Origin of the sequence: Acidovorax sp. Root217 (assembly GCF_001428645.1) — a bacterium.
Taxonomy (GTDB): Bacteria; Pseudomonadota; Gammaproteobacteria; order Burkholderiales; family Burkholderiaceae_C; genus Acidovorax.
The window spans coordinates 302,427-323,798 of the sequence record NZ_LMIH01000012.1 but is presented as its reverse complement, the minus strand read 5'-3'; the positions used below and the strand labels follow the sequence as shown (position 1 = coordinate 323,798).

Below are 21,372 nucleotides of genomic sequence, written 5' to 3'. Positions count from 1 at the left end.
CGGTAAAAAATGCCCGCCCCGAAGGGCGGGCAAAAGATAGGCCGGCTGGAGTACCCCGCAGATACTGGGCGCCTATCCGGCCACGTCTGCCCACGTGGCACCGCACCATGAAAGCGGCACCTCCACTATGGCGAGATGTGTGCGCGCAAGGTGTAGGAGTACGGGCCCCGGGGAGGGGCAGCAGGCCAACGCCTTGCAGCCCCTGTTGTCCTACAGGCACCTGCCGGAGAACCGACCCGGATGGATGCATTGTCAGCAGCGCAACGGGCCCCGCCGCGATGGCCTGAACCATTCCCGCTATGGCACGGGCTACCGCTGCGGTTGGCGCCTTGCCATGTCGCGATATCCACCGGCCATATAAGTGGTACCGGTTGGCGAAACGGCGCACTAGACTTGAGCCACCGAGCCACCGAGCCACCACGGCCACCGGCGGCCAAGGCTGCGCCAGCCACTGGACAAGACACGTGAGAGGGAGAACCGCCGATGCGACGACAGATCTGGATGGTGCTGCGGCGCAAGGGCGATACCTTCGAGGTGGAGTACCCGGACTGGTGCAACGCGCGAGCCTGCACTTGAGGCTGCTGCCAGCGATCAATGCCAAGGCCGGCCCGCCCCACCCATGGCCTGCAAGCATGTGCCTTGGGCCCCGCTGCTACGATGGCAGCCATCGGCCAGAGCCGGCAGCGGACACGCATGGGCCCAGCCATCCATTCATTTATCGGGAGAAGGCATGGAGCGTTGGGAAATCATCGAGCGCTGGGTTCTCGTGGCTGTAGGCATTGCCCTGATTGCGTTCTGTGCCTGGGCGCTGGTGTATGCGCAGCGGGGCATCATCGTCCTGCTGCTGCTGCCGCCCGTGATTTTCTGGGTCTTCTGGCAGGCGTTCTACGAAGACAACCAGGGCACCAGCGAGCCTGTCTCGGGCGCGGAGCGTGCCATGTACGGCACGTACCTGTGGGCGAGGCGCCTGGTGCTGGGGGGCATTGCCCTGGCCCTTGGCGCAGCGGCCTTCGGGATGGTGCTGGCAGGCATGGATCTCACCGCGATTCTTCTTGTCGGCGGGCTTGCCCTGTTCACCGGATGGGTGGCTCTCTTCGGCGCGGGCAGGAGCAAGTCGATGTCAGACGACCTGCAGACCCATCGTGAACGCCGTAAGCGCTGCCGATAATTGTGATGTCAGCAGGGGAGCACCCACAGGGCCACGGCGCCTGGCGCCATGCGCACCCCCACCCCACCAACAGCCCCAAGCAACGGAACTTCCTACCATGAAATCTGCAAACCCCCTGCTTGTCGCAACCCTGCTGGCCCTCGGCGGTGCACAGGCTTGGGCCGCGTCCGATGCGGTGGCCGAATTCAAGACGCTGGTCGCCAACTGCAAAGCGTTCTATGCAGCCAAGCCCGCCACCGAAGTGCAGTTCAGCGAGGGGCTGAAGTCCTGGATCAAGACGGCGCGCCTGCCCATCGAGGTGCGTTACGACGTGAAGAAGACCGACTCGCTGATCCGGCCCTTTTCTGCCTTCATCGAAATCACCGAGGTCGTCGCCCACGTCAAAGCCCCTGGGGAAGAGGCCGCCCGGCAGCTCAAGGTCACCGCAGGCGATGGCCTGTGGGATTCGAGCCGATTCATGTACATGCTGAACTTTGTCTATGAAGACGGCCGCTGGGTGCCGGTCGATGACTTGCGCTCGCGCGCTGCCCGCGACAAGGGCGCCAAGGGCGCCAAGCAGTTTGCCAAGCCGTTCAGCATGGCGTCTTCTGCAGCCGATATGCAAGACCCCAAGGCCCCATACGCGGCCTGCGTGCCGAAGTAAGTGGGGTGCAATCGGCGACAACCGGTCATCCAGGCAGACGACTTACCGCGTAGATCTGTTCCAACACGGGGTCTCCGACCCAGGATGCGAGCCACTTCATGACCACCCAACACACCGCTGACGAAGCCGTGCAGGCGTACCTGCGGCGCTTGGAGCAAGCAATGGACAACTTCGGATCTGCGTTGCCGGTGAACGCCAACCGCCCACCCCATCAGTTGGCCATAACGAGCATCGACGAGCACGACTTCGGATGGGTCTACTTCTACGATTCGGCTGAATACGTGAAGACGGGTGATTTCCTTCACTCCCTTGCAGGCAATGCGCCTGTGATCGTGGATAGAACGACCTGCAAGCTCTATTCGTGCGGAACCGCACATCCCGTTGAGTACTATGTTGAGGAATTTCGCAAGGGGGTTCGACGTCCGCTCTAGCCGTCCACAAGTCCTCCACGGCATGCGGATGGAGTTGGGATCTAACTCTTTGCATGAGCGGCCTATCACCTGCCTCGTAGCGGGGGGAGCCGGTTGGGATGGGCCGCCAGGCGAAAAGCTCACCCTGCATGCTTGGCTGCAGCTACGCGGTCTTTACCATTTTTGGTCGCGTGACCTCAGCCCGTGCGCGGCTATCACGTCCTTGCCCTGCATTTCGCACTCCGCGTACCCGAAACCGTCGCCCTGTGGAAACTTCACCTGATGCCAGGTCTTTCCAGCCATGTCGGAGGTATGAGTACCCTGGGTCGCGACGATACGTGCACCAGCCGGAATCGTTCCCCGCTCATACAGTGTCTTCTGACACTCCAGGCCAAGGCATTCAAATTCATACTTTGGGTTCGAGGGTGGGCAGTTCCTCACCTCCAGGATCTTTCCTGAGTCCATCACCGCCACCGGGGCGTCCGGGGGTGCGCATCCGATCAAGGGCACGCTCGCGAACAGAACCAGCGCCGAGCCCGCCAGGCCGGTGCACAAGCCTGCAGCCCGCAGAGCCCGAGGAACAAGCCGGGTCATGCCATTCGTTGTGGTCACTGGGTTCTCCTGGAAGTGGCTGCACGCAAGACCTTCGTGCGCTCGGGTTGGTGGCCGGATTCTGCAGCACGCACGCGGAGCCCCACCTAACCCACCACCACTATGCCTGCTGCAACTTCCCCTGCTCGGCGCGCCGCGCCGTCATGGCCGTCCCCATCGACGCCGACATGATCAGGCAGATGGCCAGCCACTGGTTGAACGTCAGGTACTCGCCCAGCAGCACCAGGGCCAGCAGTGCCGCCACGGCGGGCTCCATGCTGATCATGATGCCGAAGGCCTCCTTGGGCAGGCGCTTCAAGGCCATCATCTCCAGCGAGATGGGGAAGGCGCTGGACACGGCCGCCACTGCCACGCCCACCAGCAGCACGTAGGGCGACAGCAGCGCGGTGCCGGCATGCACCACGCCCACGGGCACCACCACCACGGCTGCGGCCAAGAGGCCCAGCGACACCGAATGCCCGGCGTGCAGGTGCCCCACGCGCTTGCCGAACACGATGTACAGCGCCCAGAAGGTGGCGGCCGCCAGCGCATAGGCCACGCCCGTGGGGTCGAGGGTGCTGCCGTTCATGCCCAGGGGCAGCAGCATGCCCAGGCCCACCACGGCCAGGGCCACCCAGACGAAGTCAATGGCGCGGCGCGAGGACAGCACGGCCATGAGCAGTGGGCCCGAGAACTCGATGGCCACGGCCAGCCCGAAGGGCAGTGTGCGCAGCGACATGTAGAACGTGAGGTTGGTGGCGCCCAGCATGGCACCGTAGAGCACGATGGCGCGCAGGTCTTTGCGCGACAGCTGCCAGCGCCAGGGCCGCCACAGCAGCAAGAGCAGCAGCGCGGAGAAACCCACGCGCACGGCCGTGGTGCCCTGCGCGCCCACCAAAGGGAACAGGTAGTGCTTGGCCCACGAGGTGCCAATGCCCAGGGCCGTGACGGCGCCGAGCACGGCGAGAAAAGGAACAAAACGCTGGTAGCGGATCAACAGGGAGGACATGGCTGAAAATATAGTGCGATCATGGCGTGCTTTTGGCTCTAACTTCAGCCCTATCGCGCAACTTTCGCTCACCAACCCTTTGCCGCTGGAAAGGTCCGCCATGCCCGCCGCCCCCGCCTTGGACACCTTCGACCTGGCCATCCTCGACATCCTGCAAAAGGACAACACCACGCCTCAGCGCACCATCGCGCAGGCCGTGCATCTGTCGGCTCCTGCCGTGCAGCGGCGCATCCAGCGGCTCGCGCAGACCGGCGTGATCCGCGCCAACGTGGCCGTGATCGATCCCGAAAAGGTGGGTCTGCCCCTGACCATCATGGTCGAAGTGCACCTGGAAAACGAGCGCCCTGACCGCACCGCCCCGCTGCGCGCCCGTATTGCCAGCGAGGCGGCCGTGCAGCAGTGCTACTGCGTGACGGGCGAGGCGGACTACCTGCTGGTGGTGACGGTGGCATCGATGGCGGACTATGACGCGCTGACGCGGCGGCTGTTCGAGGGGGATGACAACGTGCGGCGGTTTCGCACGTCTGTGTCGCTGGGGTGTCTGAAGGCGGGGTTGCAGGTGCCGCTGGGCACGGGTGAGGGTGGCGCCGCCTGAGTGGCGGCCCCGGCCGTCGACATTTAAGCCCTTGTGCGCTGACCAGCGCAGTTGTCGCTGGAGGTGGGGCCAGGCGCGCAACAGGGCTTTGGGCAATGGGCTGTAGCTGCTAACCTGCCCTGAACGAAAGAAGTAGAAGCACCATCTGATGGAAAAGAAAGAGCAACCGCCGCACATCTTGGCGGTGCCCACCGCACCCGAGCACTGGTCCGACAGCAGCAAGCAGTCGTATGCCTACCAGTCGCCCCCTCGCGAGTACAGCGACCGCCACTACACCTGCCGGCACTGCAGGAAAGCGGCGGTGTTTACCGGCCAGGAGCAGCGTGAGGCTTACGAAGCGCGAAAGGCCTACATCTGGCAGGCCCGGGTGCTGTGCGCGGAGTGCTTCGCCACCCGGATGCAGATTGAGGCCGAACTGCTGGCATGCGCGCACCGCTGGCAGACCGCCCGGGCCAAATGCAATGCCGACACCCCGTTCCTGCGGCGCTGGCACGGCCTTCTGCAGCAGCATGTGGACTACGGCGGGAGCCGGGACGAAGGCAACACCCATATGTTGCTGGCCCTGTTGCGGGGGCGCGAGTGCTGATGCGGACAGGGACGCCTGGCATGGGGAGCGCGGCAGACCCCGCTTTGCGGCACCCGGTTGCTTATCCGACTTCGGCCTTTTGCCAGGCACCGACTTCGGCCGAACGCACAATCGCGCAACGATGTTCACGCGTTTTGTAGTTCACAAAAATGATGACGACTCTGGAAGACGCCAGGGCCTGTTCCAGGCTCTGGCAGATCTGGAGTCCGAAGGCCGCCTGCAAGGCCATCATCAGGACATCTACATGGAGTTGCGGGACTGGTTCCGCCACCACCTGAAGCAGCCAAGCAGCTTCGCGCGGGCTGCCCGGCCACACGCCAAGAAGGTGGCCTTGAGTTGGTTCAAGGACTCTGCGGTGGAGCATATTCGCCAGATGCGGCGCATGTCCGCTTTGCTTGCCGAGCATGATGTGCCGGTGGATGTCCTAAAGACCAAGCGGCCCGGCTACATCGTCTACGAGGACGAGCACCAGGTAGCAGCGGAGCCCTTCAGCGATACACCCACTTAGGCACGAGGGACCTGTGCATCGACAGCGAATCCGCCAGTGGCCTCCATCGCATCCCGGCCACCCAGGGCCGCAGGCCAATTGCCTTTAGCCAAGCCACTGTCGGTCTTGAGCAAAGCAGCACTTGCGCGCGTGAGGCCCTTGGCTGGTTCGGCGTTGCACTGAACTCGACGGTAACCGCACTGCACCCTTGTTCTTTGAATCAGCCCCGGAACTGCAGGGTCGGCGCTTCACCATAGATGGCCGCGAGCTTCTCGAACAAGGCATAGATCTCCAGCGTCTTTGCGGCTTCGAGGTAGCCGGCATCTTCCATGAAGGGCGCGACATTGCCGTCGCAGAACACGCCGATGCCGCGGATCTCGCCCAGGCCGTCTTCGCCCTCTGCGCTCATGAAGCCGATGCTCACGTGCCCGTACACGTCCAGGGTGTAGTCGATGTCGTTTTGCTCGCAGAACGCGGCCATGTGGTCCTGCAGCTGCTGCGTCAGCGCGTTGATGCCCGGCAGCTTGCCCTGGCCCTCGCCGTCCTTGTGCTCCGAGCTGTACTGGCTGAAACCAGCATCGAAGTTGATCTCATCGGTGCGGATACCGTCGAGCGCATCGCGCAGCGCCCCCAGCGTGGCGTGCGGCAGCTGCTCCTCGCCGTGCTCATCTTCCTCGCTGTCGTAGGGATAGCTCCAGACATCGGTGGCCTGGTCAGGGGACACCAGGCCCTGCTGCACCAGCAGATCGATTGCTCGCCGGGTGTTGGCCGGGTTCTCGAACGCCTGCTTGCTGAGGGGCATGAGCAGGTAGAGGGAAATGGACATGGGTTGCTTTGCGTGTTGAGGGGTGGGTGGGCCGGTACGGCAGGTGGCGCATTCCAGCGCCTGCAGAATGCAGGAGGGATCAAGCGATGATCAAGCCACGGGACTTCGCGCCGGGGCCGTTTCGATAGTAAGCAATCGCGACGCCCTGGCAATGGACATTCTGTCCAGTCCACTGCCAATGCGTTGCCGCGTGGGGCAGCGGCTACCGGCCCTGCGCCAGGAACGCCGCCACCAGCGCATTGGCGTGCCCATGGCCCATGCCGTGGTCGGTCTTGAGCAGGGCGACGTACTCCATGTGCTTGAGCGCGCCCGCCGCGCGCAGCACGTCCATCCAGTGACCGATGGGCTGGCCATACTTGGCCTCGATGGAGGGGAAGTACGAGGCGGGGCCCTTGACGGGGTTGGTGCTGGACTCGGGCATGGGCGGGCTCCTTGGTGGATGGGCATGGGGGCAGACGGGACACACGGTGCGTGCCATGCGCCCCTGTTCCTGCGGCCTCCTGTTGCTACGACGAACGAAGGGGGTGGATATCGACAAGCCGTTGCCAAAAACTGGGATGGATTGGTTGAATGCTCTCGGCCTCTCGCCGCCATCGTAGCTTTCGTGGGCAGCCGTACGGCGACACGCGAGACTGTCCTACGGGTGTCCGCGAGTTCAAGCAATCCCCGGCATATCGATTACCCCCGACGATTTCCCATCTGCATCACCGATGGGAAACACATGAAAACGCCAAGTCTGCTCTGGTCCGCGCTCATTGGGGCGGTTGCCAGCGCCCGCTCCATGACGCCGATGGCCACGCTGTCGGCAGCAAGGCTGCTGGGCCACTCCACGCCTGGCAGTCTCGCACTGCTGGACCGCCCCTTGTTCAAATATGGAGCGCTCGCGATGGGCGCCGGGGAGTTGGCCGGCGACAAGATGAAGACGGCACCTGACAGGACCGTTGCCTTGGGCCTGTTGGCGCGGGTCATGAGCGCCGGCATTGCCGGTGCGGCACTGGCCCCGCGCGGCCGCGAGCAGGCCGGGGCGCTGGCAGCGGTTGCCACCGCGGTGCCTCTGGCCTACGTCACGCTCGGTGCCAGAAAGAGCGCCATGAAACACATCGGCCAGACGCGCAGCGGCCTGATCGAGGATGCGTTGATCATCGCTGGCGGTATCGCCATCGTCGCACTGGCAGTCAGGCCCGCAAGCCGCCTGTGAACGCGCGCCCAGGGCGTCAGGGCACGGTGTAGTTCGAGCAGTCGGGCACGGGGGTATCCGGCACGTAAGCGCGGGCTTGCGGGGCGAAGCGGTACAACCGCTGGTAACTGCATTGGGGATCGGTCACGGTGACAAGGTCACGTTGCCGAAGAGGCCGCGCCGCCAGCGAGTCTTTGGAGCGCGACACGCGCCCCGGAAAAGAGGTCGCCTTGCTTCGATAGCGCAGCACCGGCATGCCTCCCGCAGCGGATGCGCCCGCCAGTGCAAGGCTGGCGTCGAAGCCGTATTCGTCGTGGCAGGCCCCGGCACGCTGCTTCATGTGACGCTCGCTGAAACACGCCCGGATCGTCGCGCTGCCGCTTTGCGTAACGCTCAGCACCTCGAACGGTGGCTGGCCCGGCACAAAGGCGATGAGGTGCAGCGTGGTTGCACTGGCCCCGCCGCCGGAGTACATGGTGCTCTCGCGCGCCTGTACTCCCGCCAGGAAGCCGCCCTCGAAGCGGATGATCCTGGGCCACGGCTCCACGGACGCATTGTCGCCAGAGGATGCCAAGCCAGCCATCCGATAGGCCACCTGGGCCGGATCACGTTGGCCGCCAGGCAACTGCAGGCCCACGTCGGTGGTACACGATTGGCCTTCGCAGCCGGGTTGGGAGGGAGCGATTTCGACGCAGAGCTGGTCAGGCGCACAAGCGCGCGCCACGCCGTTGTCTGATGGACTGACGACCACCAGCGTGTCCATGCGCGGTGGCGCGGCAAGGGCGGGTAGCGATGACACCAGAAGCGTCGCGGCGAAAAGTATGGATTTGCGCATGGTCAGGAATGGGGTGTGCTGGCAGCATGCATTTCAGCACAACGCTCTGACTGGAGCGCAGCGCGGCAGGCGGGCCCATCGCCTGCCGGGAGGGCTCACCTCAGCCGCAGCGCCCGCTTCATCTCCACTCCCGTCAACCGCAGCCTCGGCCCCGACAACAGCTCGCACATGCGCGCACTGAGCGGCGCCTGTGCCCCATGCTGCGCCGCCAGCCGCACCACGGCGCCGCAGATGGCGTCGATCTCGGTCACGCGGCCGGCTTCGAGGTCGTCCCACATGGAGGAGCGGGCCGTGGCGTCGATCTGCAGCATGCGCCTGGCCAGGCGGGTGAACAGCCAGTTGGGCAGGCGCATGACCTTGGGCAGCATGCGGGGCGAGACGGCGGTGACCTGGGCGGGGGTGATGCCGGCGCGTTCCATCACGCCCAGGGCCTCGGTCTGCAGGGCGGCGAAGACTTGGCGGCAGTCGCGGTCGAGCAGTTCGTCGCGCAGGGGCAGGTTGGACAGGGCGTTGACCGGGTTGTTGAGGTTGAGCAGCAGCTTGCCCCACTGCACGGCGCGAATGTCGTCAGGCAGAACAGTGGCCAGGCCGGCGGCGTTGAAGACTGCCGCCACGGGCTCGGTGGCGGCATCGCGCTGCAGCTGGATGGCGCCGGCCGTGGCGCGGTGCACCTGGGCGCCGCGCAGCACCACGTTGTAGGGCACCATGCCGGCCAGGGCCTGGAGCGCCGGGGCCTGGGCTGCTATGCGGGCGACGTTGTCGACGCCGTTCTGCAGCGAGATGACGGGCGTGCCGGGCGCGCACGCAGCAGCCAGCTCGCGCGCGGCGCTTTCGGTGGCGCCGCTTTTCACGCAGAGCAGCACCACCGTATCTGGACCCGGCGCAGCCTCTGCCAGCGTGCCGGCCAGGCGCAGCTGCGCGGCGGGCACGTGCGCGCGGTAGCCGTCGAGGTCGGTGATGGTAAGGCCCTCACGCGCCAGGGGCTCCATGGCGTGGGGGCGGCCGACCAGGCAGACGCGTTGCCCCTGCGCGGCCAGGCGCCCACCCACGTAGCAGCCAATGGCACCTGCGCCCAACACGATGAAGTTCATACGATGCAGCCCCCTTGATGTTGAGGCGCATTGTGCGGCCAGGATGCCGCCGCCGTTGCTGCCTATGCGACGCTTGTGACCACCCCAGCAAACCGCACCGTCACCCGCAGCCCGCCCAGCCGAGGCGATGCATCGAGCCCCACGCTGGCGCCATGCGCCTGGGCAATAGCCTGCACGATGGCCAGACCCAGGCCGCTGCCGGGGGCGCTGTCGGCGGCTTCGCGCACGAAGCGCTGCATCACGCGCTCGCGGTGCTCGGGGGCGATGCCAGGGCCGCTGTCTTCGACCACCAGCTCCACGGCGTTGCCGGCCTTACGGTGCAGCTGCAGGTCCACCTGGCCGCCTGGGGGCGTGTACTTCACGGCGTTGTCGAGCAGGTTGCGCACCAGCATGCGCAGGGCCTCGGGGCGGCCGGGCACGGGGGCGGGGTCGGATTCGAGCAGGCCCATGTCCATGTCGCGGGCCTGCGCGGCAGGGGCCACGTCGGCCAGGGCGAGCTGGGCCACGGCGCGCAGGTCCACGGCCTCGGTGGGGGTGGAGCCGGCGGCGCTGGCCTCTTGCCGGGCCAGGGTGAGCAACTGCTCGACCAGGCGCGTGGCGCGGTCGATGCCGGCGGACAGGCGCTCCACCGCGACGGCGCGGGCACCATCGTCGCTGGCGCGCTGCAGGCCCTGCAGCTGCAGGCGCAGCGCGGCCAGGGGCGAGCGCAGTTCGTGCGCGGCATCGGCCACGAAGTGCTGCTGCGCGGCAAAGGCGCCCTGCACCCGCTCGAACAACAGGTTGAGCTCGGTCACCAGGGGCTGCACCTCGTCGGGCAGCGCAGCATCGCTCACGGGCGAGAGGTCGTCGGCCTGGCGGCGCGCGAGCTGGCGGCGCACGCGCTCCACCGGTGCCAGCGAGCGGCTCACGCCCCACCACACGGCCAGTACCAACAGGGGCGCCATCACCGCCAGCGGCGCCAGAGTGCGCAGCGCCAGGGTGCGCGCCATGCCGCTGCGCACGGCCATGTTCTGCGCCACCTGGATGACCTGCGAGCGCGTCTGCAGCGAGAACACGCGGTAGGTGCCGCCGCGCGCCTGCACGTTGGCAAAGCCAAGCACCGCGATCTGCGGCAGCGCGGCGCCCACGGCCGATTCGAAGATGCGCAGGCCCTCGTTGGTCCACACCTGCACGATGAACTCGTGGTTCTCGTCCTCACCCGAGAGACCCTGGCCCAGCTCGCGCGCGTCGGGCGGCAGGCCCGAGCGCAGGGCCAGCGCGGTCTGCTGCATGTGGTAGTCGAACAGCGAGTCGGCCTCATCCAGCGCGCTGCGGTAGGCCAGCACGCCCTGCACGGCGCCCGCGAGCAAAATGGCGGCGAGCAGGAAGATGAGCAACTGCGCGCGCAGCGAGCGCGGCAGCAGGGACTGCAGTGCCGTGGGCCAGGACCTGGGTTGCGTCGTCATGCCTTCGGTACCAGGTAACCGACACCGCGCACATTGAGCAGGATGTCGGGCCCGAGCTTCTTGCGCAGGCCGTGGATATACACCTCCACCGCGTTGCTGCTGACCTCGTCGCCCCAGCCGTAGAGCTTGTCTTCGAGCTGCTGGCGCGACAGCACCAGGCCGGGGCGCGCGAGCAGGGGCTCCAGCACAGCCCATTCGCGGCCCGAGAGCACGACGGGCACGCCATTGACGCTGGCCTCGCGCGTGCTGGGGTTGATGCTCACGCCCTTGTGCTCGTACACCGGCTCGGCCCGGCCCGAGGCGCGGCGCAGCAGCGCGCGGATGCGGGCCAGCAGTTCGTCCAGGTCGTAGGGCTTGAGTACGTAGTCGTCGGCCCCGGCGTCGAGCCCCTCAATGCGCTGGGCCACGGCATCGCGCGCGGTGGCCACCAGCACTGGGGTGCGGTCCTTGCGCGTGCGCAGGTCGCGCAACACGGCGATGCCATCGCGCTTGGGCAGGCCCAGGTCCAGCATCACCAGGTCATAGGCGTTGGCGCGCAAGGCCGTGTCGGCGGCATCGCCATCGCGCACCCAGTCCACGGCGTAGTGCTCGGCGCGCAACAGGTCCTGCACGGCTTCGCCGATCATGGGGTCGTCTTCTACGAGGAGCAGGCGCATGGTGGGGCAAGCATAGCGAATGAATGAATGACAAGGGGCTGCCGAAGCAGCCCCTTTCACGGCGGAACGATCAGCCCAGTCGCACCGGGACGAAGATCTTGTCTCCGTTGCGCTCGATCAGGAGAGCGACCGACTTGCCCGCCTTGGCCATGGCCGCGCGCACCTGCTCGATGTCCTTGGCCGGCGCACCGTTGATGGCCAGCAGCACATCGCCCGCCTGCACACCCGCAGCGGCGGCCGGGCCGCGCGCCTGCTCGACCACCAGGCCAGCGCTCACGCCCACCTCGCGGCGCTCATCGGCATCCAGAGGACGCAGCGACAGGCCCAGTTGGCCCTTGCCCGTGGCCTCGTCGGCCTTGGCCACGGCCTTGCCCTTGTCGCTGGCGTCGCCCAGGGTGGCGGTCAGCTCCAGCGGCTTGCCCTGGCGCCACACCGACAGGCGCGCCTTCTGCCCAGGCTGGGCCTGGCCCACCCAAGCCGGCAGGTCGCCCGAAGCCACGATGGGCTGACCGTCCACCTGGCGGATCACGTCGCCCGCCTGCAGGCCGGCCTTGTCGGCCGGGCTGTCCTTGGTGACGCTGGCCACCAGCGCGCCCTCGGGCTTGTCGAGCTGGAAGGACTCGGCAAACGCCTGGTTCACCTCCTGCACGGCCACACCCAACTGCGCATGGCGCACCTTGCCGGTGGCCACGATCTGCTCCTTGATCTTGTCGGCCAGCTCGATCGGGATGGCGAACGACACGCCCTGGTAGCCGCCCGAGCGGCTGTAGATCTGCGAGTTGATGCCCACCACCTCGCCGCGCCCATTGAACAACGGGCCACCCGAGTTGCCGGGGTTCACCGCCACGTCGGTCTGGATGAAGGGCACCAGGCTGTCGTCGGGCAGCGAGCGGCCCTTGGCGCTGACCACGCCGGCCGTCACGCTGTTCTCGAAGCCGAACGGCGAGCCGATGGCCAGCACCCATTCGCCCACCTGCAGGTCACGCGTACTGCCCAGGCGCACCGTGGGCAGGTTCTTGGCCTCGATCTTGAGCACAGCCACATCGGTCTTGGGGTCCGAGCCCAGCACCTTGGCGCGGAACTCGCGCCGGTCGGTGAGCTTCACGGTCACGTCGCTTGCGCCCTTGACCACGTGGGCATTGGTCAGCACCAGCCCATCGGCGCTGACGATGAAGCCCGAGCCCTGGCCGTGCGTGGGCACGTTGGGCTGCGCGCCACCGCCAGCCCCAGGCACGCCGAAGCGGCGGAAGAACTCGTAGAACGGGTCATCGGGGTCGATGCCGGGCGCCTGGCGTTGCTGGCGCGCAGTGGGGCGCTCGTCGTCGTCATCGCCACCGGCCTGGGCGCCGCGGGTGCTGCCGGTCACGCTGATGTTGACCACGGCCGGCCCGTTCTGCGCAGTGATCTGCGCAAAGCTGGGCAGGGCCGTTCCCGCAGGCAATGCGGCTTGCTGCGCCACCAGGGGCGCGGGCGCAGGTGCCGAGGCCCGCGCCTGGTGCCCGCTGATGAGCCCGACGCTCGCGGCGCCCAAGGCCCCTGCGGCCACCAGCGCGGCAATCAGGCGGCGGGGGGTGGATGCGACAAAGCTGGAGGTGTTCATGGTGAATCTGCCTTTCCTAGCAAGAGATTTGCTGTGATGGAAGACAGTGTCGGCACCGACACTTAGGCGAAACTTAGGCGGACGGCACGGTCTTCGCTGCCCCGCGCTTCAGAGAAACCGGTACACGATAGCCCCATGCTCCACCACGCCCGGCGCCAGCCAGCGCATGGGGAAGGCGGGGTGGTTGGGCGCGTCGGGGTACTCCATGGGCTCCAGGCAGATGCCATCGCCGGGCTGCCAGAGCCAGCCATTCGGGTCCTTTTCGCCGCCCCGCCCCAGGTCGCGTGCCGGGTCGGCCTTGAGGCCGTGGCCTGCGTACACCTGCACGCCGGGCGCCGTGCTCCACACCTGCATGCTGCGGCCGCTCACCGGCTCGCGCAGGCGCGCGGCCAGGCGCAGGCCGGGGCTGCCGGCCGGCAGGGCAAACGGCGCGCGGGCCGAGACCCCGCTGTCGAGCACCAGGTAATGGTCGAGCCCGCCGGCCAGGGCCAGTTGGTCGCCGTGCTGTGCAATAGCTTCGCCCACCGTGCGCAGTTCACGGAAATCGAACGCCGTGCCCTGCACGCCATCGAGCTGGCCCAGTGGACACAGGTCCAGCGCCAGCGGCACATAGCGGCTGGCCGGCACCTGCAACTGGTGGCGGTGCGTGCTGCCGGCACCGGCCAGGTTGAAGAAGGCATGGCCCGTGATGTTGACGATGGTGGGCGCGTCAGCCGCCTCGGCGGTCCAGGCCATCTGCAGCGCGTTGTCGGGCGTGACGGCAATGCGCACCGTGAGCCGCACAGTGCCGTGCACGCCATCGTCCTCGGTGCGGAACACATGGCTCAGCGTGATGGCGTCGCCCTGCACCTGGTCCACCGCAAACACCTGGAAGCGGCTGCCGCGCGGCCCGCCATGGTGGTGGTGCGGGCCGCTGTTGGTGGGCAGTTGCAGCGTCAGGGTGCCGCCGGGCAGCGCCAGTTGCCCCTGGCGCAGGCGCCCGGCCCAGCGGCCGATGAGCGCGCCCATGGAGAGCTGCCCGTTCAGATAGCCCTGCAGGCTGTCATAGCCCAGCGCCACATCCACCAGCCCGCCCTGCCCGTCGGGCACGGCGATCTGCACCAGTCGCGCGCCGTAGTTGCTGATGGCGACCTGCAGCCCGCCTTCGCCCCGCAGGGTGAACAGGTCGGTGCGCTGGCCGTGCAGGGTCTGCTGGAATGCGTCGCGGTGAAGGAGGTGGGCCATATGACGAGTCTATTTGTTCCCGGCAGGAGGCGCATCGCGCGTGACGAGCCAGATCCCCCCGCACACCAGCACCAGTGCCAGCAGGTTCTTCCACTCCCACAGCGCCTCGCCCAGGAAGAGGGCCGACAGCCCGGCGCCGAACACCGGCACGGTGAAGTTGAACACCGTGACCTGGCTCACGCGGTTGTGCTTGAGCAGCAGGCTCCACAGCGAGAAGGCGGCCGAGGACAGCAGAGCCAGGTAGACCAGCAAGGTGGTGGATGCGGGCGTGAAGCCGGTGAGCGACCCGCCCGCGCCCCAGCCCATGGCCAGCAGGGCCACGCCGCCGATGGCCAGTTGCCAGCCGGTCATGACGACCGAGTCCATGCGCTGCGAGAGCTGCTTGCCGTAGATGCTGGCAGCGGCCAGCACCAGGGCGGCGAGCACGACGAAACCTTCGCCGAGCAGGGTGAAATCGAGGTCGAGCGTGCCGCGCCCCAGGTTGACCACCATGACGCCGGCAAAGCCCACCAGGCAGCCCCAGAGCTTGGCGTGGCTCAGGCGGTCGTTGTGGTAGACCCAGTGCGCCAGCAGCACGCTGAAGAAGGTGCCCGTGGCGTTCATGATGGAGGCCTTGACGCCGGTAGTGTGCGCCACACCCACGTAGAAGAACACATACTGAAGCGCGGTCTGCGCCAGGCCCAGCACCACCAGCTGGCGCGCCGAGCCGGGGCCCAGGGCCACCACCTTGCGGCCGCTGGCCAGGGCCCAGGCCAGCAGTACCAGGCCCGCGCCGACGAAGCGCCAGCCGGCAAAGACGAGCTGGGTCGGCACGTCGCTCTTGGCGATGCCGAACCAGGCGTAGCCGGTCTTGATGGCGGGGTAGGAGCTGCCCCAGAGCAGGCAGCACAGCAGTGCCACGGCCACGACGACCCTGCGGTCGGAAAATCGGGAAACTGCCCCCATGCGGAAATCTCTCAGTCAAAAAAGGAAACGAGGCGCCCAGGGGCGCCCAAAAAGGCAAGAGGCGCCCGGAGGCGCCTCGTGGATGCTATCGGTCAGTGGAGGACAAAAAGACGCAGGAGACCCGGCCTCGCCGCCGGGCCCCCTGCGCTTCACCCACCACCCTTGAGAACCAGGTCCGGCAGCCACATGGAGAACTGCGGCACATAGGTCACCAGCATCAGCGCGACGATCAGGGCGCTGTAGAACGGCCAGATGGTTCTCATCACCTCGCCCACGGAGATGCCGCCGATGGTGCAGCCGATGAACTGCGTGGTGCCCACGGGCGGCGTGTTCAGGCCCAGCGCGCAGTTGATCAGGATCACGATGCCGAACTGCTCGGTGCTCATGCCGAATTGCTGGCAGATGGGCAGAAAGATCGGCGTGCAGATGAGGATGGTGGCCGCCATGTCCAGGAAGGTGCCCAGAATGAACAAAATGATGTTCACGCTCAGGAAGATGACCCAGGGCGAGGTGCTCATGGACTTGAGTGCCTCGCCGGTGAGCTCGGCCACGCCGTACAGGCCGATCAGGTAGCCGAACATCGACGAGATGCCGATCAGCAGCAACACGGTGCCCGTGGTCTTGACGGCCTTGGAGGCTGCCTTGAGGAACTGCTCGCGCGTAAGCTTCTTGTAGACGAAGACCGAGAGTACTAGCGCCCACAGCACCGCGACGGACGCCGACTCGGTGGCCGTGAAGGCCCCCGACAAAATGCCCGCGATGATGATGACCACAACGGCCAGACCGGGTACGGAGGCGCGGAACGAGATCCACACGATCTCCCAGCCGGGGAAGGTGCCGGCGGGGTAGCCGCGCTTGACGGCCACGAGGTAGGCGGCCGCCAGGTTGCAGACCGTGAGCAGCAGCGCGGGCACGATGCCAGCGAGGATCAGCGCGGCAATGCTCACCTTGCCGCCAGCGGCCAGCGTGAAGATGATGAGGTTGTGCGAGGTGGGCATGAGCGCGCCCACCAGCGAGGCGTGGGTGGTCACGTTCACCGCGTAGTCGGCGTGGTAGCCCTCTTTCTTCATCTGCGGGATGAGCACGGCACCCATGGCCGACACGTCAGCCACGGGCGAGCCCGAGACGCCGCCGAACAGCGTGCAGGCGAGCACGTTGCTCATGCCCAGGCCGCCGCGCACATGGCCCGCCACGCTCTTGGCGAAGTTGACGATGCGGTCGGCAATGCCGCCGTACATCATGATTTCGCCGGCAAAGATGAAGAACGGAATCGCCAGGAACGAGAACGGGTTCATACCCGAAATCATCTGCTGGAAGCCCACGGCCAGCGGCAGGCCTTCGTAGAGGATGGTGGCCAGCGAGGACAGGCCGATCGAAAAGGCCACGGGCACGCCCAGCAGCAGCAGGAGCGTGAAGATCACGCAGAGGATGGTCAACGCCATGGTGGTGGAATCTTTATGAGGACGTTAGGGTGCAGGGGACAGGCGGGCATGGGCGAGGATTCCCAGTCTCTTAGTGCCAGGCGGGTTCGACCTCGACGCCGCGCAGGATGGCGATGATGTGCTCCAGCGAGAACATGGCCACCAGCACGCCGGCCATGGCGGGCGGCACGTACTTGAAGGCTTCGGAGATACCGAGCGTGGGGATCTTGTAGGGCGCCACCGACTCGGCCAGCACACCGCAGTTCCAGGCCATGACCACGCCGAACAGCAGTACCAGCGCGTGGATCAGCAGTTCGAGCTTGGTGCGCAGCCAGTCGGGCGCCAGCACCAGAAAGGATTCGAGGCCGATGTGGCCTGCATCGCGCACCCCCACCGCCATGCCGAGCATGGTCACGTAGAGCACGAGCAGCACCGCGCCGCTCTCGGCCCAGGTGGGTGTGTCGTTGAACACATAGCGGCCGATGACCTGGTAGAGCACCGCGCAAACCAGCAGGACGAGCCCCCCTACCCCGAGTTGAAGGCAGGTGCGCGCAATGAAAGCGCAGAGTCGCGTGTACATAGTGGACATTCAAAAACAACTGGAAGTGGGCAGGCGGCGGACTGCTCTCTGTGCCGCCGGCCCTGGAGACTCTGGCTTTTTCTTACTGCACGGCGTCGATGCGCTTGACCATGTCCTGCAGCTTGGGGTCCTTCAGGAACTTGTCGTACACCGGCTTCATGGCGGTCTTGAATGCAGCCTTGTCGATCTCCACGATCTGCGCGCCGCCAGCCTTCACGGTGGCCAGGGATTTCTCTTCGCGCTCGTCCCAGATCTTGCGCATGAAGCCCACCGACTCCTTGGCCGCGGCGCGGATGGCCTTTTGCTCATCGGCGCTCAGGGTGTCCCACACGCGCTTGCTGAACAGCAGGATCTCGGGCGCCATGGAGTGCTCGGTCTTGTTGAAATACTTGGCCACTTCGAAGTGGCGCGAGCTCTCGTAGCTGGGGTAGTTGTTTTCGGCAGCGTCCACCAGGCCGGTCTTGAGCGCGGTGTAGACCTCGCCGAAAGGCATGGGGGTGGCGTTGGCGCCCATGGCTTCGAGCAGCGACACCCACAGATCGCTCTGCTGCACGCGCACCTTCAGGCCCTTGACGTCGGCCAGGGTCTTGACCGGCTTCTTGACGGTGTAGATCGAACGCGCGCCGCTGTCGTAGAAGGCCAGGCCCACGAAGCCCTGCGATTCGCAGTCCTTCAGGATCTCGTCGCCGATCGTGCCATCCAGCACCTTGCGCATGTGTTCCTTGTCGCGGAACAGGAAGGGCATGGTGGGCACCATGGTGGCGGGGCAGATGTTGTTCATGGGCGCGACGTTCACGCGCGTCATGGCGATGGCACCCAGCTTGGTCTGCTCGATGGTGTCCTTCTCGATACCCAGGGAGCCCTTGGCGTAGACCTTGATGCTGTGCTTGCCGCCCGTGGCCTTGGACAGCGTCTCACCCATGTGGCGCACGGCCAGCACGGTGGGGTAGTCCTCAGGGTGGATGTCGGACGAGCGAAATTCGGTGGCCTGCGCGGCCAGGCTGCCGATCAGCATGCCGGCGGCCAGCGCCACGCGGCCGATGAGGTGTGGAACGTTCATGGTGGTTTGTCTCCAGGGTTGAAAGGGGTGTGCGGTGCTGCGGTCTTCAGGCCGTGCGGTACGGGGCTTCTGCGAGCCCGCGGGCGCCGGGGCGGGTCACGAAGACCGCGCCGCCGTGCAAAACGTCGTTGCCCTGGGGCTGGCCGGGGCGGATGGAGGTGATGAACAGCAGGTCGAGGTCGGGCCCACCGAAGCTGCACATCGAGGGCTTGCTGACCGGCACGCTGAGCGAGCGGTCGAGCACACCCTGGGGTGTGAAACGGTGCACCATGCCGGCGTCGTTGCCGCAGATCCAGTAGCAGCCGTCGGTGTCGATGGCGGCGCCATCGGGTCGGCCGGGCAGCTCGCGCATGTCGGCGAACAGGCGGCGCGGGCCCAGGCTGCCGTCGTCGTGCAGGTCCAGCGACCAGATCTTCTGCACGCTGGGGTGGCTGTCGCTCAGGTACATGGTGGCGCCGTCGGGGCTGAAGGCCAGGCCGTTCTGCGTGACCAGGCCTTCGACCTGGGGCACCGACAGGCCGCGCGCGTCCTGGCGGTAAAGGCCGCCGGCGGGCTGCGCCAGGGCCATGTCGCGCACCATGGTGCCGGCCCAGAAGCGGCCCTGGCGGTCGCAGCGGCCGTCGTTGAAACGCATGCCCTCTTGCGGGTGCTGCACTGTAGACACCAGGGTGCAGGCCAGCGTGTCGTCATCGGCCGGGCGCAGGTGAAAGAGGCCCGTGTCCATGCCGGCGATGAGGCCGCCGTCGGCATGCAGGGCGATGCAGGCCAGGCGCTCGGGCGCGGCCCAACTGGTCAACTGGCGGTCGGCCCAGCGCAGGCGGCGCAGCGCGCGGCCTTCGATGTCCACCCAATACAGGGCCTGTTCGGTGGCAGACCACAGCGGGCTCTCGCCCACCTGGTCGCGGTGGTCGGGCAGCAGCAGTTCCATGGCGGTCGTGCTCACTCGAACGGGCCGGTGCGCACGAAGGGGCCACCCTGGTAGATGACGGCCGGGTCGCTCATGTCGGGCGTGGGGTCGGCGGCTTCCACCTTGGCGCGGAAGGGCTCGGAGCTGTCCTGCGGGCGGTAGCCGATGTGGCGCGCCAGCGTGTTGTCCCACCAGGTGGTGGTGTTGTCGCCCATGCCGTAGATGGTGCTGTGGCCCACCACGGGCGCGGTGAGGCTGGCGATGACCAGGCGCTCCAGGTCGTCGTAGCTCATCCAGGTGGCGAGCATGCGGCGGTTGCGCGGCTCGGGGAAGGAGGAGCCGATGCGCAGGCACACGGTCTCGATGCCGTAGCGATCAAAGTAAAAGCGCGAGAGGTCTTCGCCGAAGGCCTTGGACAGGCCGTACAGGCCGTCGGGCCGGGCCGGGTCCCGAAGGCCCACGACCTCGTCCTGGCGGTAGAAGCCGGTGACATGGTTGCTGCTGGCAAACACCACGCGCTTGACGCCCTGCTTGCGGGCGGCCTCGTACAGGTTGTACACACCGACGATGTTGGCTGGCAGGATGGCGTCCCAAGGCTGCTCGGTCGACACACCACCCAGGTGCACCACGGCGTCCACACCGGCCAGCAGTTCATGGATGGCGGCGGCGTCTTCCAGCCTGGCGGGGCGCACTTCTTCGCCTGCGGCCTCGGCACCCAGGTCGGCGATGTCGGACAGGCGCAGGCTGGTGCAATAGGCCTTCAGGCGGGTGCGCAGCTCACGGCCCAGACCGCCGGCGGCACCGGTGAGCAGCAGGCGGTTGAATCGGATCGGTGTCGGGTGACAAGGCATGGAAATCGAGGAGGTTCTTGGTACAGTGGCGGTATGCTCTGTTGCACGTCATCAGTTGTCGTACAACGCGAATGCAATGTACTCCCAAGCGCCCCACGATCACATAGGGATAACACCGAGAAATGAACACCGCCATCGCCCTTCGCCGCAAGCCCCGCACCCTGGCCCTGGAGCTGGTTGAATCCCTGGGCGACCGCATCCGCGACGGGCGCCTGGCGCTGGGTGACAAGCTGCCCACGGAGGCGGCGATCATGGCGGAGTTCGAGGTCAGCCGCACCGTGGTGCGTGAGGCGATTTCCAAGCTGCAGGCCTCGGGCCTGGTGGAAACGCGCCACGGCATCGGCACCTTCGTGCTGGGCCTGGGGCAGGCGCCGGGCTTCAAGATCACGCCCGACCAGTTCAGCACGCTGCGCGACGTGATCGCCGTGCTGGAGCTGCGCATCGGCGTGGAGACCGAGGCCGCCGCGCTGGCTGCGCAGCGCCGCACCGACGCCAACATCGCCGCCATGCGCGTGGCGCTGGACGCCGTGACCAAGGCCGTGGACGAAGGGCGCGACGCGGTGGCGTCGGACTTCCAGTTCCACCTGGAGATTGCGCGCGCCACGCAGAACAGCCATTTCGCGGAGCTCATGGGCACGCTGGGCAGCATGATCATCCCGCGTGCGCGGCTCGAGGCCGGCGACAGCCAGAGCGACCTGCGCCAGTACCTGCGGCGCGTGAACGGCGAGCACGAAAGCATCTACGACGCCATCGTCGGCCAGGACCCCGATGGCGCGCGCGCAGCCATGCGCACCCACCTGGCCAACAGCCGCGAGCGCCGCCGCCGCGCCCAGGCCGAGGCCGGCTGATCCCCCGGGGGCCCACGCCCCCACCCTGCCTCCAACGCTCAGCCCAGCGCCTGCGCAGGCTGCTGGCCGCGCCGGCGTGGAGCCGCGCCCCGGACCAAGACCGTCAGTAATAACCCGAGGCCCCACGCTCGCATTTTGTTGTACGATGACATACAACAAATCAACGCGTTGAGGCTACCGCCCTGCCCCCGAAAGCACCGGCACACGCCAGCGCACGCCTCATTGCCTGGGAGCCTTCGTCCATGACCTCACCAAAATGCGCGCCGCCGATCGGCATGGGACCTTGTGAGGTCAGACATCTGCCCGCCCCGATGGCAGCAGCCACCGGGCGCTGAGCACTTCGCCACCCTGCGGCCCCGGGCCGCCCCCTTTCAGCACGACAGCCCCTGACCGCGCCGCGCTGGCGTGCTGCCCTGC

24 protein-coding genes are annotated in these 21,372 nt (G+C 67.0%); 8 read left to right on the top strand and 16 right to left on the bottom strand.

What is annotated here, in order from left to right:
- Positions 1-730 precede the first annotated feature (730 nt).
- From ASE31_RS11615 to ASE31_RS11605, 3 genes are all read left to right on the top strand, one after another.
- Positions 731-1,168, top strand: coding sequence for a hypothetical protein (locus ASE31_RS11615; RefSeq protein WP_057201792.1), 438 nt, complete (start codon positions 731-733; stop codon positions 1,166-1,168).
- Between the two features lie 97 nt (positions 1,169-1,265).
- Positions 1,266-1,811: a hypothetical protein gene (locus tag ASE31_RS11610; protein ID WP_057201791.1), complete on the top strand. Its 546-nt coding sequence runs from the start codon at positions 1,266-1,268 to the stop codon at positions 1,809-1,811.
- Positions 1,812-1,909: 98 nt separating this feature from the next.
- On the top strand, positions 1,910-2,242 hold the full coding sequence (locus ASE31_RS11605) for a YrhB domain-containing protein (protein WP_057201790.1): 333 nt from the start codon (positions 1,910-1,912) through the stop codon (positions 2,240-2,242).
- Positions 2,243-2,395: 153 nt separating this feature from the next.
- On the opposite strand, the gene ASE31_RS11600 is transcribed toward ASE31_RS11605, so the two are convergent.
- Together ASE31_RS11600 and ASE31_RS11595 are read right to left on the bottom strand one after the other, a co-directional pair.
- Positions 2,396-2,833, bottom strand: a complete 438-nt coding sequence (locus tag ASE31_RS11600) for a hypothetical protein (protein WP_157412451.1) — start codon at positions 2,831-2,833, stop codon at positions 2,396-2,398.
- Positions 2,834-2,933: 100 nt separating this feature from the next.
- A complete protein-coding gene (locus ASE31_RS11595; RefSeq protein ID WP_057201788.1) occupies positions 2,934-3,821 on the bottom strand; it encodes a DMT family transporter in 888 nt (295 codons plus the stop codon).
- A gap of 100 nt (positions 3,822-3,921) precedes the next feature.
- Between ASE31_RS11595 and ASE31_RS11590 the strand changes: the two genes are divergently transcribed.
- From ASE31_RS11590 to ASE31_RS11580, 3 genes are all read left to right on the top strand, one after another.
- On the top strand, positions 3,922-4,416 hold the full coding sequence (locus ASE31_RS11590; RefSeq protein ID WP_057201787.1) for an Lrp/AsnC family transcriptional regulator: 495 nt from the start codon (positions 3,922-3,924) through the stop codon (positions 4,414-4,416).
- Positions 4,417-4,564: 148 nt separating this feature from the next.
- Positions 4,565-5,002 (top strand): zinc-ribbon domain containing protein, encoded by a 438-nt coding sequence (locus tag ASE31_RS11585; protein ID WP_057201786.1) that lies wholly within the window; start codon positions 4,565-4,567, stop codon positions 5,000-5,002.
- 121 nt (positions 5,003-5,123) lie between these two features.
- Positions 5,124-5,510 carry a hypothetical protein gene (locus ASE31_RS11580; protein ID WP_057201785.1) on the top strand — a complete coding sequence of 129 codons (387 nt, stop codon included), beginning with the start codon at positions 5,124-5,126 and terminating at the stop codon, positions 5,508-5,510.
- Positions 5,511-5,709: 199 nt separating this feature from the next.
- Here ASE31_RS11580 and ASE31_RS11575 read toward each other — a convergent pair whose 3' ends face one another.
- Positions 5,710-6,315 (bottom strand): hypothetical protein, encoded by a 606-nt coding sequence (locus tag ASE31_RS11575; protein ID WP_057201784.1) that lies wholly within the window; start codon positions 6,313-6,315, stop codon positions 5,710-5,712.
- Between the two features lie 202 nt (positions 6,316-6,517).
- Positions 6,518-6,736, bottom strand: a complete 219-nt coding sequence (locus tag ASE31_RS11570; RefSeq protein ID WP_057201783.1) for a DUF4287 domain-containing protein — start codon at positions 6,734-6,736, stop codon at positions 6,518-6,520.
- Between the two features lie 360 nt (positions 6,737-7,096).
- Between ASE31_RS11570 and ASE31_RS11565 the strand changes: the two genes are divergently transcribed.
- Positions 7,097-7,513 (top strand): hypothetical protein, encoded by a 417-nt coding sequence (locus ASE31_RS11565; RefSeq protein ID WP_235514416.1) that lies wholly within the window; start codon positions 7,097-7,099, stop codon positions 7,511-7,513.
- A gap of 16 nt (positions 7,514-7,529) precedes the next feature.
- Here ASE31_RS11565 and ASE31_RS11560 read toward each other — a convergent pair whose 3' ends face one another.
- The 12 genes from ASE31_RS11560 to ASE31_RS11505 all read right to left on the bottom strand — a co-directional run bounded on the left by ASE31_RS11560 (position 7,530) and on the right by ASE31_RS11505 (position 20,107).
- Positions 7,530-8,327, bottom strand: a complete 798-nt coding sequence (locus ASE31_RS11560) for a hypothetical protein (protein WP_057201781.1) — start codon at positions 8,325-8,327, stop codon at positions 7,530-7,532.
- A 95-nt stretch (positions 8,328-8,422) separates the two neighbouring features.
- Complete coding sequence (locus ASE31_RS11555) at positions 8,423-9,418, bottom strand: 2-dehydropantoate 2-reductase (protein WP_057201780.1); 996 nt, start codon at positions 9,416-9,418, stop codon at positions 8,423-8,425.
- A 62-nt stretch (positions 9,419-9,480) separates the two neighbouring features.
- Positions 9,481-10,863: an ATP-binding protein gene (locus ASE31_RS11550; RefSeq protein WP_057201779.1), complete on the bottom strand. Its 1,383-nt coding sequence runs from the start codon at positions 10,861-10,863 to the stop codon at positions 9,481-9,483.
- Complete coding sequence (locus ASE31_RS11545) at positions 10,860-11,519, bottom strand: response regulator transcription factor (RefSeq protein WP_057201778.1); 660 nt, start codon at positions 11,517-11,519, stop codon at positions 10,860-10,862. Before ASE31_RS11545 ends, ASE31_RS11550 begins: the two co-directional genes overlap by 4 nt.
- Positions 11,520-11,589: 70 nt before the next feature.
- The gene (locus tag ASE31_RS11540; RefSeq protein WP_057201777.1) at positions 11,590-13,119 is read right to left on the bottom strand and encodes a DegQ family serine endoprotease; all 1,530 of its coding nucleotides are present in this window, start codon (positions 13,117-13,119) and stop codon (positions 11,590-11,592) included.
- A gap of 108 nt (positions 13,120-13,227) precedes the next feature.
- Positions 13,228-14,343 carry an aldose epimerase family protein gene (locus ASE31_RS11535; RefSeq protein WP_057201776.1) on the bottom strand — a complete coding sequence of 372 codons (1,116 nt, stop codon included), beginning with the start codon at positions 14,341-14,343 and terminating at the stop codon, positions 13,228-13,230.
- A gap of 9 nt (positions 14,344-14,352) precedes the next feature.
- Entirely contained in the window at positions 14,353-15,288 is a 936-nt protein-coding gene (locus ASE31_RS11530; RefSeq protein ID WP_057201775.1) for a DMT family transporter, read from the bottom strand.
- 149 nt (positions 15,289-15,437) lie between these two features.
- The gene (locus ASE31_RS11525; RefSeq protein WP_057201774.1) at positions 15,438-16,730 is read right to left on the bottom strand and encodes a TRAP transporter large permease; all 1,293 of its coding nucleotides are present in this window, start codon (positions 16,728-16,730) and stop codon (positions 15,438-15,440) included.
- 70 nt (positions 16,731-16,800) lie between these two features.
- Entirely contained in the window at positions 16,801-17,289 is a 489-nt protein-coding gene (locus ASE31_RS11520) for a TRAP transporter small permease (protein ID WP_007853074.1), read from the bottom strand.
- An 82-nt stretch (positions 17,290-17,371) separates the two neighbouring features.
- Positions 17,372-18,349 (bottom strand): TRAP transporter substrate-binding protein, encoded by a 978-nt coding sequence (locus ASE31_RS11515; protein WP_057201773.1) that lies wholly within the window; start codon positions 18,347-18,349, stop codon positions 17,372-17,374.
- 46 nt (positions 18,350-18,395) lie between these two features.
- Complete coding sequence (locus ASE31_RS11510; RefSeq protein WP_057202488.1) at positions 18,396-19,277, bottom strand: SMP-30/gluconolactonase/LRE family protein; 882 nt, start codon at positions 19,275-19,277, stop codon at positions 18,396-18,398.
- An 11-nt stretch (positions 19,278-19,288) separates the two neighbouring features.
- The gene (locus ASE31_RS11505; protein WP_057201772.1) at positions 19,289-20,107 is read right to left on the bottom strand and encodes an NAD(P)-dependent oxidoreductase; all 819 of its coding nucleotides are present in this window, start codon (positions 20,105-20,107) and stop codon (positions 19,289-19,291) included.
- Positions 20,108-20,229: 122 nt separating this feature from the next.
- On the opposite strand from ASE31_RS11505, the gene ASE31_RS11500 reads away from it, so the two are divergent.
- Positions 20,230-20,955: a FadR/GntR family transcriptional regulator gene (locus ASE31_RS11500; RefSeq protein WP_007853081.1), complete on the top strand. Its 726-nt coding sequence runs from the start codon at positions 20,230-20,232 to the stop codon at positions 20,953-20,955.
- Positions 20,956-21,372 lie beyond the last annotated feature (417 nt).

Excerpts from the sequence above, each read along its gene's own strand:
- ASE31_RS11615 (WP_057201792.1), top strand. The coding sequence starts at position 731 with ATGGAGCGTTGGGAAATCATCGAGCGCTGGGTTCTCGTGGCTGTAGGC.
- ASE31_RS11610 (WP_057201791.1), top strand. The coding sequence starts at position 1,266 with ATGAAATCTGCAAACCCCCTGCTTGTCGCAACCCTGCTGGCCCTCGGC.
- ASE31_RS11605 (WP_057201790.1), top strand. The coding sequence starts at position 1,910 with ATGACCACCCAACACACCGCTGACGAAGCCGTGCAGGCGTACCTGCGG.
- ASE31_RS11595 (WP_057201788.1), bottom strand. The coding sequence starts at position 3,821 with ATGTCCTCCCTGTTGATCCGCTACCAGCGTTTTGTTCCTTTTCTCGCC.
- ASE31_RS11590 (WP_057201787.1), top strand. The coding sequence starts at position 3,922 with ATGCCCGCCGCCCCCGCCTTGGACACCTTCGACCTGGCCATCCTCGAC.
- ASE31_RS11585 (WP_057201786.1), top strand. The coding sequence starts at position 4,565 with ATGGAAAAGAAAGAGCAACCGCCGCACATCTTGGCGGTGCCCACCGCA.
- ASE31_RS11580 (WP_057201785.1), top strand. The coding sequence starts at position 5,124 with ATGTTCACGCGTTTTGTAGTTCACAAAAATGATGACGACTCTGGAAGA.
- ASE31_RS11575 (WP_057201784.1), bottom strand. The coding sequence starts at position 6,315 with ATGTCCATTTCCCTCTACCTGCTCATGCCCCTCAGCAAGCAGGCGTTC.
- ASE31_RS11570 (WP_057201783.1), bottom strand. The coding sequence starts at position 6,736 with ATGCCCGAGTCCAGCACCAACCCCGTCAAGGGCCCCGCCTCGTACTTC.
- ASE31_RS11565 (WP_235514416.1), top strand. The coding sequence starts at position 7,097 with ATGACGCCGATGGCCACGCTGTCGGCAGCAAGGCTGCTGGGCCACTCC.
- ASE31_RS11560 (WP_057201781.1), bottom strand. The coding sequence starts at position 8,327 with ATGCGCAAATCCATACTTTTCGCCGCGACGCTTCTGGTGTCATCGCTA.
- ASE31_RS11555 (WP_057201780.1), bottom strand. The coding sequence starts at position 9,418 with ATGAACTTCATCGTGTTGGGCGCAGGTGCCATTGGCTGCTACGTGGGT.
- ASE31_RS11550 (WP_057201779.1), bottom strand. The coding sequence starts at position 10,863 with ATGACGACGCAACCCAGGTCCTGGCCCACGGCACTGCAGTCCCTGCTG.
- ASE31_RS11545 (WP_057201778.1), bottom strand. The coding sequence starts at position 11,519 with ATGCGCCTGCTCCTCGTAGAAGACGACCCCATGATCGGCGAAGCCGTG.
- ASE31_RS11540 (WP_057201777.1), bottom strand. The coding sequence starts at position 13,119 with ATGAACACCTCCAGCTTTGTCGCATCCACCCCCCGCCGCCTGATTGCC.
- ASE31_RS11535 (WP_057201776.1), bottom strand. The coding sequence starts at position 14,343 with ATGGCCCACCTCCTTCACCGCGACGCATTCCAGCAGACCCTGCACGGC.
- ASE31_RS11530 (WP_057201775.1), bottom strand. The coding sequence starts at position 15,288 with ATGGGGGCAGTTTCCCGATTTTCCGACCGCAGGGTCGTCGTGGCCGTG.
- ASE31_RS11525 (WP_057201774.1), bottom strand. The coding sequence starts at position 16,730 with ATGGCGTTGACCATCCTCTGCGTGATCTTCACGCTCCTGCTGCTGCTG.
- ASE31_RS11520 (WP_007853074.1), bottom strand. The coding sequence starts at position 17,289 with ATGTACACGCGACTCTGCGCTTTCATTGCGCGCACCTGCCTTCAACTC.
- ASE31_RS11515 (WP_057201773.1), bottom strand. The coding sequence starts at position 18,349 with ATGAACGTTCCACACCTCATCGGCCGCGTGGCGCTGGCCGCCGGCATG.
- ASE31_RS11510 (WP_057202488.1), bottom strand. The coding sequence starts at position 19,277 with ATGGAACTGCTGCTGCCCGACCACCGCGACCAGGTGGGCGAGAGCCCG.
- ASE31_RS11505 (WP_057201772.1), bottom strand. The coding sequence starts at position 20,107 with ATGCCTTGTCACCCGACACCGATCCGATTCAACCGCCTGCTGCTCACC.
- ASE31_RS11500 (WP_007853081.1), top strand. The coding sequence starts at position 20,230 with ATGAACACCGCCATCGCCCTTCGCCGCAAGCCCCGCACCCTGGCCCTG.